The organism is Ensifer aridi (assembly GCF_002078505.1).
GTDB classification, from domain to species: Bacteria; Pseudomonadota; Alphaproteobacteria; order Rhizobiales; family Rhizobiaceae; genus Sinorhizobium; species Sinorhizobium aridi.
Map to the genome: position 1 here is coordinate 80244 of NZ_LUAV01000037.1, position 12422 is coordinate 92665.

11 protein-coding genes and 1 riboswitch are annotated in these 12422 nt (G+C 62.7%); of the genes, 7 read left to right on the top strand and 4 right to left on the bottom strand.

Annotated elements, in window-relative coordinates; genetic code table 11:
- Window positions 1-35 precede the first annotated feature (35 nt).
- From AYK65_RS28240 to AYK65_RS28265, 6 genes are read left to right on the top strand one after another with little or no spacing between them, the layout of a single operon-like run.
- Complete coding sequence (locus AYK65_RS28240) at window positions 36-1244, top strand: glycosyltransferase family protein (protein ID WP_081162561.1); 1209 nt, start codon at window positions 36-38, stop codon at window positions 1242-1244.
- Window positions 1241-2236 carry a glycosyltransferase family 2 protein gene (locus tag AYK65_RS28245; RefSeq protein WP_046116761.1) on the top strand — a complete coding sequence of 332 codons (996 nt, stop codon included), beginning with the start codon at window positions 1241-1243 and terminating at the stop codon, window positions 2234-2236. Before AYK65_RS28240 ends, AYK65_RS28245 begins: the two co-directional genes overlap by 4 nt.
- A complete protein-coding gene (locus AYK65_RS28250; protein ID WP_139793374.1) occupies window positions 2233-3162 on the top strand; it encodes a glycosyltransferase family 2 protein in 930 nt (309 codons plus the stop codon). Before AYK65_RS28245 ends, AYK65_RS28250 begins: the two co-directional genes overlap by 4 nt.
- Window positions 3159-4139, top strand: a complete 981-nt coding sequence (locus AYK65_RS28255) for a glycosyltransferase family 2 protein (protein WP_139793375.1) — start codon at window positions 3159-3161, stop codon at window positions 4137-4139. Before AYK65_RS28250 ends, AYK65_RS28255 begins: the two co-directional genes overlap by 4 nt.
- 56 nt (window positions 4140-4195) lie before the next feature.
- Window positions 4196-5101, top strand: coding sequence for a UTP--glucose-1-phosphate uridylyltransferase (locus AYK65_RS28260; protein WP_026615130.1), 906 nt, complete (start codon window positions 4196-4198; stop codon window positions 5099-5101).
- A gap of 55 nt (window positions 5102-5156) precedes the next feature.
- Window positions 5157-7517: a polysaccharide biosynthesis tyrosine autokinase gene (locus AYK65_RS28265; protein ID WP_081162564.1), complete on the top strand. Its 2361-nt coding sequence runs from the start codon at window positions 5157-5159 to the stop codon at window positions 7515-7517.
- Window positions 7518-7561: 44 nt separating this feature from the next.
- Here the strand turns inward: AYK65_RS28265 and AYK65_RS28270 are convergent, their stop codons facing one another.
- The 3 genes from AYK65_RS28270 to thiD form a co-directional block, all read right to left on the bottom strand.
- Window positions 7562-8653 (bottom strand): CapA family protein, encoded by a 1092-nt coding sequence (locus tag AYK65_RS28270; protein WP_081162567.1) that lies wholly within the window; start codon window positions 8651-8653, stop codon window positions 7562-7564.
- Between the two features lie 292 nt (window positions 8654-8945).
- Window positions 8946-9158, bottom strand: coding sequence for a hypothetical protein (locus AYK65_RS28280; protein ID WP_026615132.1), 213 nt, complete (start codon window positions 9156-9158; stop codon window positions 8946-8948).
- A 103-nt stretch (window positions 9159-9261) separates the two neighbouring features.
- Window positions 9262-10095, bottom strand: a complete 834-nt coding sequence (gene thiD, locus AYK65_RS28285) for a bifunctional hydroxymethylpyrimidine kinase/phosphomethylpyrimidine kinase (protein WP_081162572.1) — start codon at window positions 10093-10095, stop codon at window positions 9262-9264.
- 65 nt (window positions 10096-10160) lie between these two features.
- Window positions 10161-10263: riboswitch (TPP riboswitch) on the bottom strand.
- A 233-nt stretch (window positions 10264-10496) separates the two neighbouring features.
- Here thiD and AYK65_RS28290 point away from each other — a divergent pair.
- Window positions 10497-11156: a peroxiredoxin gene (locus tag AYK65_RS28290; protein WP_026615134.1), complete on the top strand. Its 660-nt coding sequence runs from the start codon at window positions 10497-10499 to the stop codon at window positions 11154-11156.
- A gap of 208 nt (window positions 11157-11364) precedes the next feature.
- Here AYK65_RS28290 and AYK65_RS28295 read toward each other — a convergent pair whose 3' ends face one another.
- Window positions 11365-12369: a serine hydrolase domain-containing protein gene (locus AYK65_RS28295; RefSeq protein ID WP_081162575.1), complete on the bottom strand. Its 1005-nt coding sequence runs from the start codon at window positions 12367-12369 to the stop codon at window positions 11365-11367.
- Window positions 12370-12422: the final 53 nt, after the last annotated feature.

Genomic DNA, 12422 nt, shown 5'->3' on the forward strand with positions numbered 1-12422 from the left:
CTCGGCCAGGGCTGAGCAGGGAAACGGATGTTTTCATGCTGCAGATACTCTATTTGGCACAGGATCTTGCCGATCCAGCGGTGCGACGCAGGACCCTCACGCTTGTCGCCGGCGGCGCGCGCGTGACACTTGCCGGCTTCCGCCGCGGCGCCAATCCTCTGGCCGCAGTTCACGGCGTCGAGCCGATCGAACTTGGGACGACCGCTGATGCTCGCTTCGCGCAGCGCATCGGAGCCGTCGCAGGCGCGTGCCTGCGCCTCGCGAACAGGCTTCGGCATGTTCAAAGGCCCGATGTCATCATCGCCCGCAATCTCGAGATGCTGGCGGTCGCGAGAAGAGCTGTCGCGCTTTTCGGGGGGGACGTTCCGATCGTCTATGAATGCCTCGACATCCATCGGCTCCTGCTGCGCAAGGACATGGTCGGGAGGGCGCTGCGTGCGGCCGAAGCTCAACTTGGCAGGGATGTACGCTGGCTGATCACCAGCTCGCCGGCCTTCATCGAGCATTATTTCCGACCGCTCTCGGGAATCAATGCCCCGCCGATTCTGCTTGAAAACAAGGTGCTCGATATCGACGGCACAGCAGCGAACGTCGCCGGCGCGGCCGAATGCCCGCCCGCCGGCGTGCCTTGGAAGATCGGCTGGTTCGGCGCGCTACGTTGCCGCAAATCGCTCTCCCTCCTCGCCGAGTTTTCGAGAATGATGGAGGGTCGCTTCGAGGTGGTTCTGCGCGGCCGGCCCGCCTATTCCGAGTTCGAGGACTTCGACGGCGCCCTGCGGAGCGAGCCATTCATGCATTTCGAGGGAGCTTATCGCAACCCGGAGGATCTCGCAGACATCTACGGGGATGTTCACTTTACCTGGGCGATCGACTTCTTCGAGGAAGGTCAGAATTCCGCCTGGCTCCTGCCGAACCGGCTCTATGAAGGCTGCCGCCACGGACGAATCCCGATCGCGATGAAAGGCACCGAGACGGCGCGCTTCCTTGCCGTGCGGGGGATCGGCCTCGTCCTCGAGGAAGCCGATGCCGAGAGCCTTGCCGCACTCGTCGGTTCCATGACGCCGGATGCCTATGCCGACAACGCCGAGCGCATCAGCCGCTGCAACCCCGGCACCTGGGTGTTCGACCGCAGCGACTGCGAGGCGCTCGTCCGGAGGCTGGCGACACTTATTGTCGAGCCGCCGCGACCCCTGCCGGCGGTCGCGATAGCAGAACCCCGCCACAATGAAGGTGGATCTTTATGAGCTCGGATCAAGTGACCTCCACATCCAGCCTCATCGTCATACCCTGCCTCAACGAGGCATTGCATATCGAGGCTCTGGTAGCAAAGCTGCGACCGTCGCTGACGCCCTTGAATGCGGCGATCGTGATCGCCGACGGCGGCAGCACGGATGGCACGCGCGAGATCGCCCGGCGTCTTGCCGCCGAAGACCCGCGGGTGCTTTTCCTCGACAACCCGAAGCGCATCCAGAGCGCCGCAGTCAATCGTGCGGTCGCCGAGCTCGGTGCGGCCTACGATTACCTCATTCGCATCGATGCGCACGCCACCTATCCGGACGATTATTGCGAGCGCCTGGTCGAGGATGCCTTGGCGACCGATGCCGACTCTGTCGTCGTCGCCATGCAGACGGAGGGTTTTGGAACTTTCCAGAAGGCGACCGCCTTTGCGCAGAACTCCAAGCTCGGTAATGGCGGTTCGAAGCACCGTACCGGTGCTGCCGGCCACTGGACCGAACACGGCCACCACGCGCTGATGCGCATTGAGGCTTTCAAGGCAGTCGGCGGCTATGACGAGAGCTTCAGCCACAACGAAGACGCGGAGCTCGACTACCGCCTCAAGAAAGCTGGCTACCGGATCTGGATGACCGACAAGACGAGCATGGTCTACTATCCGCGTGCGAGGCTCATCCCCCTGTTCCGGCAATATTTCGGCTACGGTCGGGGTCGGGCAAAGAACTTCCTCAAGCATCGCGCCATGCCGGGGTTGCGCCAGATTCTGCCACTTGCGGTGGCGCCTCTGGCGTTCGGGGCGCTTCTCGCCATCGTCAACTGGATGGCAGTGGTTCCCGTCGGCCTTTGGGCGGCAGCCTGCCTTGGCTATGGCGTCTGGATGGCGCTCGGGCAGCGTAATCCTTACGGGCCGCTCGCCGCGATCTCGGCCATGGTCATGCATTTCGCCTGGTCCGCCGGCTTCTGGCGGGAACTTCTCGATTTCCGCCGGCGGGTGGCCAGATGATGACCACGACCCTTCAGATCGACATCGGCGTCTGCACCTTTCGCCGTCCGGAGCTCGCCGACACGCTTCGTTCTCTGGCGTCGTTGGCGGTGCCCGAAAGTGCCACGATCCGTGCCATCGTCGCGGATAACGACGCGACGCCGAGCGCCAGGGCTTTAGTTGAGTTGCTTCGTCCGGAGATGCCTTTCGAGATCATCTACGTCCATTGCCCGGCATCGAACATCTCGATCGCACGCAATGCCTGTCTGGACCACAGCACGGGCGATTTCCTCGCCTTCATCGACGACGACGAGACCGCGTCGGAAGACTGGCTGCTGCGCCTCCTGGAAACGGCGCATGCCACCGGCGCCGACGCGGTGCTGGGCCCCGTCAGGGCGCATTACGGCCCATCCGCCCCCGCCTGGATGCGCCGTGGCGATTTCCATTCGACATTGCCCGTCTGGGCCAAGGGCGAAATCCGCACAGGCTACACATGCAATGCGCTGCTCAAGCGGGAAGCGCCGGCGCTCCTTGGCCGCCGCTTCAAGCTCACGCTCGGCAAGAGCGGCGGGGAGGATACGGACTTCTTCACCGGCATGCACGGCGCGGGCGGAAGCATCGCCTTTGCCCCTGAGGCATGGGTGCATGAACCGGTGCCACAACAGCGGGCCTCGCTCTCCTGGCTTCTGAAGCGTCGCTTCCGCTCGGGCCAGACGCATGGACGCCTGCTGGCGGAAAAGGCGAACGGTCTCCGTCGATTTTTGAACATTGCGCTGGCCACAGCCAAATCGGCCTATTGCGGGTTCGCAGCAGCGGTTTTCTTCCCGTCGCCCGTGCGGCGATACCGCTACGGCCTGCGCGCAATTCTCCACGCGGGCGTCGTCAGCGGTCTTCTCGGCCACGAGCAGCTCGAACAATATGGAGCTCGCGAGGTGATCTCGCCGTGACCAGCTCTGTGACCGATTCCACGCCCGACGTTACCTTCGTTATCGCCGCCTTCAACGCCGCGGATACGATCACGCGAGCCATCGACAGCGCGTTGGCGCAGGCAGGGCTAACTGTCGAAGTCGTCGTTGTCGATGATTGTTCCTCCGATGCCACCGTGGCCCTTGTGGCGGCAATCCAGGATCCGCGCGTCCGCCTCATCGCTCTTGAATCCAACCGCGGACCGGGCGGGGCCCGCAACGCGGGCTTCGACGCGGCGCGGGGCGAGTGGATCGCCATCCTCGACTCGGACGATACGGTGCACCCGGACCGGCTCAAGCGAATGATAGAGCGGGCTGGGGCCTGCGGCGCGGAGATCGTCGTCGACAACCTCGACATCCTCTCGCTCGACGGCCGCAGCATTAGAATGTTTCAGGAGGCGCAGCTCGCCCGGCAGCCCCTGCTCACGCTCCCGGCCTTCATCGAGTCGAATGTGCTTTTCCGGTCGGAGCACAATTACGGCTACATGAAACCCGTCTTCCTGCGTCGCTTCCTCGAAGACCACGGATTGCGCTTCGACGAGACACTCCGTATCGGCGAGGATTACATCCTGCTGGCATCCGCCCTTGCCTGCGGCGGACGCTGCGCGATCGAGCCGGCTGCCGGCTACGTCTATCATATCCGTGAGGGATCGATCTCGCGTGTGCTGAAGCTCGAACACATCGATGCGATGATGGCGGCCGACAAGGTGTTTCTGAGCCGCTACACACTCGATCCCCGGTCGCGGAGCATGCAGCGCAAACGCACGCGCGGCTTTCGCCATGCACGCTCCTTTCTCGTTCTCGTGGAGCAACTGAAAACGAGATCATTGGCGGGCGCACTGAAGACCGCGCTCGCCGACCCGCTCGCGCTTCAGCATCTCCGGATGCCGATCGCCGCCAGATTGCGCCGCCTTGCGGCGCCATCTGCACACTCCGCCCCCTCCGTTCCGCCCCCATGATGGCGGCTGAACGACCCCAAGGGGCGCCCCCCTAATGACAAGTAAAGGATAATGCAATGGACCGTAACAGGACCGTCAGGAAAGCAGTGATCCCGGTTGCCGGGAATGGAACGAGATTCCTTCCGGCGACGAAGGCCGTGCCGAAGGAGATGTTGACGATCGTCGACCGGCCCGTGGTCCAATACGCGGTCGACGAGGCGCGCCAGGCCGGGATCGAGCATATCGTCTTCGTGACCAGCCGCAACAAGCAGGCGATCGAGGATCATTTCGACGACACGCCGGAGCTCATCTCGTCGCTTTCGCGCTCGGGCAAGGAGGCGCAGATCTCCGAACTTGAAGCAATGCTGCCGAAGGCAGGCTCAGTAAGCTTCACGCGCCAGCAGGCCCCTCTCGGCCTCGGCCACGCCGTATGGTGCGCCCGTGACCTGATCGGTGACGAGCCGTTTGCGCTCCTGCTCCCGGATATGGTCTCCTTCGGTGCGCACGGCTGCCTGGCGGGCCTCATGGACCTCTATCGGGAGGTCGGCGGCAACGTCGTCGGCGTCGAACAATGCGCGCCCAAGGAGGCATCGAAATACGGCATCGTCGGCAAGGGCGAGACGGTGCGACACGGCTTTGCCGTCACCGAGATGGTCGAAAAGCCGGCTGCGGGCCGGGCTCCGTCCAACTACTACCTCAACGGCCGCTACATCCTTCAGCCGGAGATCTTTTCGATCCTCGCGCATCAGCCGCGCGGCGCGGGCAACGAGATCCAGTTGACCGACGGCATGCTGAAGCTGTCGGCGAGCCAAACGTTCCACGCGCACCCCTATCAAGGCCGCACGTTCGACTGCGGTTCGAAGCAGGGTTTCATCGAGGCGAACGTCGCCTTCGCGCTTGACCGGCCGGACATCGGCGACGGCGTATTCGAATCCGTTCGCGAGATCGTGCTGTCTTACGAAAGCCGCATCCGAGCGGCATAAGCGAATGTTTCGGGCGGCCGAGCGAGGCCGCCTGGACCAAGGACCGGAGAATAAGATGAACAGAGCGGCCCCCATGAAACAGAGAGGCGTCCCCTTGAGCAGCGTCATGCCGCGCGAAGAACAGTCAGACGGTTTCATCGATCTCGATCGGCTTCTGGCTGTCGTCGTGCGGCGGGCGAGGCTGGTGGCCGCTTTCGTCGTGCTCTTCATTGCATTGGGGGTCGTCTATCTCCTGTTCGCGACCCCCTATTACACCTCGATGACGCAGATTCTGCTTGACGAAAACCTGTCCAAGTTCGCCGAGGAGGAGCCGGCTCCCGCAAACAGTCAGCTGCTGGACATGCAGATCGCAAGCGCGGTCGAGATCCTCAAATCCGGCGAACTCGCGCTGCGCGTCGTCGACAAGCTCAATCTCTCCGAGAACGATACGATCCTCAATCCGCCGCAATCGCCGGTCGCGATCGTCAAGGGTTGGGTGAAGACGGCGACCGGCCTTTTTTCCGGCGGCCCTGACTTGACCGACGATGAGATGCGCAACGGCCGGCGACAGAAGGCGGCAGCCCTCCTCCAACAGTCGCTCCTCGTCGAGCGCGTTTCGCGAAGCTCTGTCGTGTCCGTGGCCTTTCGCTCGAGCGACCCGGTGCTTGCGGCGACTATCACCCGCGCATACGCCAATGCCTATCTGACCGATCAATTGAATGCTAATTTCGAGGCGACCGAACGCGCCTCCGTCTGGCTGCAGGAGCGGCTGGCGGATCTGCAGCAACGCTCGCAGACGGCCGCCCTCGAGGTCGAGCGGTTCAGAAGCGAAAACGGTCTCACCGCAGCTCGCGGCGAACTCATGTCCGAGCAGCAGCTTGCAGACCTCAATAGCCAGCTCATCGTCGCCCAGGCCGATACGGCCACCGCGTCGGCCCGCTACAATCAATATCAATCGATCATCGACCAGGGGCCGGAGAATGCGGTCAACAATGCCACGATCTCGCCAAAGGAAGGCGACAACTCGGTGATCCGCGATTTGAGAACACGCTATATCGCTGTCGGCAAACGCGAGCGGGAGGTGACCCAGGATTTCGGCGAGGACCATCCGCAGGCCGTGTCGCTGAGAGCCGAGCACGCCGACATCGGCCGGCAGATCTATCAGGAACTGCAGCAACTTACGGCGAGCTATAAGAACGAATACGAGGTCGCCCGCTCGCGCGAGGCCTCGCTGCGCAAGAGCATCCAGGGCATTGCCGGCAAGAACTCGGAAGCCAGCAAGTCACTCGTGCAGTTGCGGGAGCTCGAACAGAAAGCGGCTGCGCTCAAAACGCTCTATGAGTCCTATCTCGGCCGCTACGAGCAGGCAACGCAGCAGCAATCCTTTCCGATCGCCAAGGCGCGCGTGATCTCCCAGGCGGGCGTTCCCGTTTCGCCGTCGAGCCCCAAGAAGACCATGGCTCTGGCGCTTTCCGCGGTGCTTGGCCTGATGGCGGGCGGCGCTTACGCCGCATTCCTGGAGTTCCGCGAACGGACGTTCCGCGTGGAGGACGACGTGCGCTCGATCCTCGGTCAGCGCTCGCTCGGCTATGTTCCGCTCATAGGTTCGCGGCCGAAGAAGAAGAAGGCGCAGCTCGTCCGCGCGCATTTCGGTTCGGAGAGACGGCCGGACGACCCTGCGGACGGCACGATGCCGTTTCAGCGTCTTTCGCGCATCGTTCTCGATGCGCCTCGGTCGACTTTCGCAGAGACCTTCCGCAACGCGAAGCTCGCCTGCGACCAGATGCTGCCTGGCAGCGAAAGCCGCGTCATCGCAATCGCTTCGGCCCTGCCGGATGAAGGAAAATCGATCGCCGCGGCGAATTTCGCAGCCCTCCTTGCCGGAAGCGGCAAGCGCACCCTGCTGATCGACGCCGACATCCGCAAACCGGGGCTGACCTCAATGATCACGCCAGCTCCGCGCTCAGGTCTCGTCGAGGTGCTGACGGGAGAGGCCACCTGGCCCGCCGGCATCAAGGTCGACCAGCGCTCGAAGCTTGCCATTCTTCCGGCCGGTGGCGGAGCATCGGACCAGCGGCATCAGAGCAACGAACTGCTCGCCTCGCCAGCCATGGCGAACCTCATCGAGAACGCGCGCAACTCCTTCGACTATGTCGTCGTCGATCTTGCCGCGCTCGCGCCGGTCGTCGACGGCAAGGCCTTTGCGCCGCTTGCCGACGGCATTCTTTTCGTCGTCGAATGGGGGCGAACCCCTTCGCGGCTCGTGCGCGACCTGCTCAATTCGGAACCGCTGATCAGCTCGAAGGTGCTCGGCGTCATTCTCAACAAGACCGACATGAACGAGCTCGGCAAGTACAGTGACTTTGGCGGCGCGGAAAAATACCGGCATCGCTACGGCAAATATTACATCGAGCACACCGAGAACACGGCCGCCTGAACCCACGCAGGCATCCGGCGGTCTCAAATGGCCGCCGCCCTCGATCACGCCAGTACCAGCCGCCCCTGGCTACCCTGCCGCAGGCTGGCTCCGAACCGTCGGCTTTGCCGGTCTAGCGCTGCGCAGAGCCACTCGATGTCCTCTCCAGAGGGGTAGACTAGGCTGAAACGACGCGCCTGCAGCGGCACGATTTCCAGTGCCGTCACGTCGCCATTGGCAGGATCGATATTGGCGAAATACATCAGGCGCAGATCGCCGCGAAACGCCTCGTGCCCGCGTATGCCCTCGTAGTCGTTCAGGAAATCGCCGCAGCCATAGAGAATGATGCGACCGCGATGGACCTCGACGGCCTTGGGATGATGCGAGGAATGCCCGTGCACGACCGAGACACCGGCATCCTCTATGAGCGCATGCGCAAATTGCCGTTCCGCGGCGGATATACTCTCGCCCCAGTTCGGTCCCCAATGTATCGAGACGACCGCGACATCCTGAGGGCGTTTCATTCCTGCGATATCGTCGGCTACGTGGCGGGCGCTGGCCGGCGTGAGATCCGCTAGGACGTTTACGCCAGGCCTTGCTCTCGCGGCAGCCCAACTCAAGGGCGTCCCGCTCGTCGGCGTGGCGAGCGCAAAGACGAGCACGCGTCCTCCGTCGCCTGTCTCGAAGATTGCAGGTGCGGACGCTTCGGCGAGCTCAACTCCGGCGCCAACCCTCTTTATTCGCAGCCGGTCCAGGGTCGCCAGCGTGTCGAACAAGCCAGCCGGCCCCCAGTCCAGAACATGGTTATTGGCGAGCACACAGCAATCCACCTCGGCAGCGGCAAGGCAGGCGGCGTTTTCGGGGCTCATCCGGTAGTTGATGCCTTTCGGAAGGTAATCCTCGCTGCGGGTGATCGCCGTCTCCAGATTGATGATGCGGAGATCGGGCCGGGTCCGTGCAAGCTCATCCAGCGCCACGCCCCAGACATAGCTTGGGTCCACCGGCTGCGGGATCGGCCCGTGCACCCTCTCCGCCAGATAAACATAGCCGCGGGCCGTCTTGACATAGCTCTCGTATAGAACGGGATCGCACGGAGCGGGCAGCACCTGATCGATGCCCCGCCCGGTCATGACATCGCCGCAAAGGAAGACCTGCATCGGTTCCCACCGGATCGCGGTCGCTACAGCGCCGTGCGTCTTTTCAGACGCACAAAGGACGCTGTAGCACTTTGAATTGCTGCATGTTTTTGTCCTTAAATCGGCTACGATTTAAGGACACATGCACTAGGCTTGTCAGGTCGCCAGAGGCCTGTTCCGCGAGCAATCGCAATCACGCGCGGGCGCTAGTACCGTATCGCCGCTCAATCTCGCGCCCAGCACCGATCCGCAACAAGGCTCACCGGCGTATCCGCGCCCGCTCATGCAATGGCCACAGGGATTCGGCGCGCGCTCATGTCGAGCGACGATCAACGCCGATAATCCAACCGGCGACCATCAGCACGACGAGCGCCGCAAGCGCTATGAGTGCCAGCATATAGAAGAGAAAATACTCGGCAAGGCTCGGGACGATCAGAAGGACTCGCCGCAAAGCGTTTGGCGACCGCCGCCAATCCGGCAGGTCGTCGCGATTGAAGGCCTCAAGTCTACGGGTAAAGAAGTGCATATCGCTGCAACCGACTGCCGTTCGTTAACCATCAACGGCGTCATGCTGCGGGTCAACAGTGGCGACAGCGAGGCATCGTCTGCCATGCATGCCGATCAGTGCATCACTCGCTCCACCAATGGTGAAAATGGTGCACGGGTCCCCGTCCCTCCCCCACCTTCAACCCGCCTCCCGCGGAGAGCGCAGCGTGCAAGTAGGCTTTGCCTATGGTGACCGCTTCGCCCAAGGGCCGCCCCAGCGCGAGCCCAGCCGCGATCGCGGCGGAAAGCGTGCAACCGGTGCCGTGGTCGTTGCGAGTGTTGATCCGAGGCGCAGGAAGGCGGACAACGGCCTCTCCGTCGAAGAAGAGATCGGTGGCTTCGCCGTTCTTCCGGTGCCCGCCCTTGATAAGAACAGCATGCGCCCCAGCCTTCATGATCGCTTCCGCCTGCCGAGCCATCTCCGTTTCATCCTCGGCAACGGAGCGCCCCGTCATCAGCGCCGCTTCGGGCAGGTTGGGCGTGGCGACGAGGGCCAGCGGCAACAGTTCCTCCATCAGCGCGGCAACCGCATCCGGCCGAAGCAGGCGGTCGCCCGAGGTCGCGACCATGACGGGATCGACTACAGCTCGCTTGCCGAAGCGGCGTAATCCGTTGGCGATGGCAGTGATCGTCTCCTGGCGCGAGACCATGCCGATCTTAACGGCGCCCACGTCGAGGTCGGAAAGTACCGCATCGATCTGCGCCGCAACGACGTTTGGTGAAACATCTTCGACCGCGCTGACGCCTTTCGTGTTCTGGGCGGTAATCGCGGTGATGACGCTGGCGCCGTAGACGCCGAGCGCCGAGAAGGTCTTGAGATCCGCCTGGATGCCAGCTCCACCGCCCGAGTCCGATCCGGCGATGGTGAGCGCGATCGGCGTCTTGCCTGCGCGGGAGAAAGGCGAAACAGACGTCATCATCGACCTCCTTGACGGCACATCACGGAGATCCAGGCAAAAGCGAAGAAGTGGCTAGCTTGCCGAATACGGCTTCTTTCCGTTCCTACGCCGGCATGACCCGGATCAGGTTCAAGGGTCCGGCTCACCGCCGTCTCAGCACCGCCCGGTGCACCCCTCGGAATGCGAACAATTTATGGCCGGCGTCGCCGCGATGTCAACGTGCGGGAACCGTCGGCCTCGGGCTCCGACTCGCTCGGAGATTGCAGACGCGCCTTTCTTGAGGATATATATTTCCCGAAATTCGATCGACCGCAACGCAGCCATTTCCCTTACCGCTTATGACCGCGCGTTTCCTCCTCGAAAACTGCTGCGATTGCGCTATTCTTAGCCAAATTTTTGCGACCAGAAAGGAGCAAGCCATGGGCCTCCGCATAAACGACACAGCACCCGATTTCACCGCCGAGACGACGCAGGGCACGATCAATTTCCATGAGTGGATCGGCGATGGCTGGGCTGTACTCTTCTCCCACCCGAAGAATTTCACGCCTGTCTGCACCACCGAGCTCGGCGCCATGGCCGGGATCGAGGGCGAGTTCCGCAAGCGCGGCGTCAAGATCATCGGCATCTCCGTCGATCCGGTCGAAAGCCACGCCAAATGGAAGAACGACATCAAGACTGCAACGGGCTTTGACGTCGAATATCCGCTGATCGGCGACCGCGATCTGAAGGTGGCCAAGCTTTACGACATGCTACCGGCCGGCGCCGGCGACACCTCCGAGGGCCGCACGCCCGCCGACAATGCCACCGTGCGTTCCGTCTACGTCATCGGTCCCGACAAGAAGATCAAGCTGATCCTCACTTATCCGATGACGACGGGCCGTAACTTCAACGAAATCCTGCGGGCGATCGACTCGATCCAGCTCACCGCCAAGCATCAGGTGGCGACACCGGCTAATTGGCAGCAGGGCGAGGATGTCATCATCACGGCTGCCGTGTCCAACGAGGACGCAATCCAACGCTTCGGCTCGTTCGACACCGTTCTTCCCTATCTCAGGAAGACCAAGCAGCCGACGGCCTGACGGCGCCCTGGCTCGCAAGCCACTGCATGTTCCCTTAAATCGCACCCGATTTAAGGACAAAAACATGCAGCAACTCAAAGTGCTACAGCGTCCTTTGTGCGTCTGAAAAGACGCGCGGCGCTGCAGGTCAGAGACGTGCGAAATTTTGAGGTTTTGCGCGTCTTTGCCGCACGTGCTTAAAGTCTCGCGCAAACCGGCGGGCGTTGCGTCAGCCGGCTTTCATAGCCGCCATGATCTCGGCCAGCACGCCATGCAGGGCATCGCGATAGCCATTGCGCGCCGAGGGCCCGCTTTCGTCTGAAGTCATCACGACGGTCAGTCTCAGCGACGGCACGACGTAGAGCATCTGGCCGCCATAGCCCCATGCGTAATAGACATCATCGCCGCCGATGCGACGCATGAACCAGCCATAACCATAGCCATCGCCGGTGAAACGAGAGGCTGTGCGTGGCTGCCAGGAAAGGTCAACCCAGTCGGCCGGGACGATCTGCTGCCCATCCTCCGTCCGGCCGCGGTTGCGGTAGAGCTCGCCGAAAGCGAGCAGCGATCGCGCGCTCATCGCCATCTGATTGCCGCCGAGATAGATGCCCTGCGGATCGCGCTCCCAAGCACCGATCCTGAACCCCTCGACGCGGCCGAGCCACTCGCGCGCAAGCGCCAGGGTCGACTTGCCGCCGACTTTCGTCAGGATCGCCGAAAGCAGATGCGTAGAGGCCGTCGAATAAAGCATCCGCCCGCCCGGCTCATCATCGAAGGGCTGCGCGAGCGCGAAACGAACCCAGTTGCGGCTCGAAACCCAGCGACCGTAGTTCGGTCCTGACATCCGCCCCAGTCCCGCCTGCATCGAGAGCAAATTGCCGACGGTAATTTCGTTGATGCGCGGATCGGCCGGCGAAGGCAGATCGTCCCTCAAAAGCGGCGCGATCTTCTGTTCAGGCCCAGCGAGCAGGCCTTTGTCGATCGCAATTCCAACAAGGGCGGAGACGATCGATTTCGACGCCGACTTGATGTTGGTCGATTCGGATGGCGTGTGGCCGCGATAGCCCTCTTCGGCTACCGTCCTGCCATCCTGTGCGACGATGATGGTTTTCAGCGATTTGAGGTCGTCCCTACCGGCGAGGCTCTCCAGGAGGAGGGACACGTTGGATTGCTCCTGCGCGACGGCAAGCGGCAGGACGGCGAAGAAGGACAGGAAAGCGACGATCAGCCTCATGCCATCGACCTAGGGCGAATGGCCGGCCAAGTCATCAACCGCATGTGACGCTC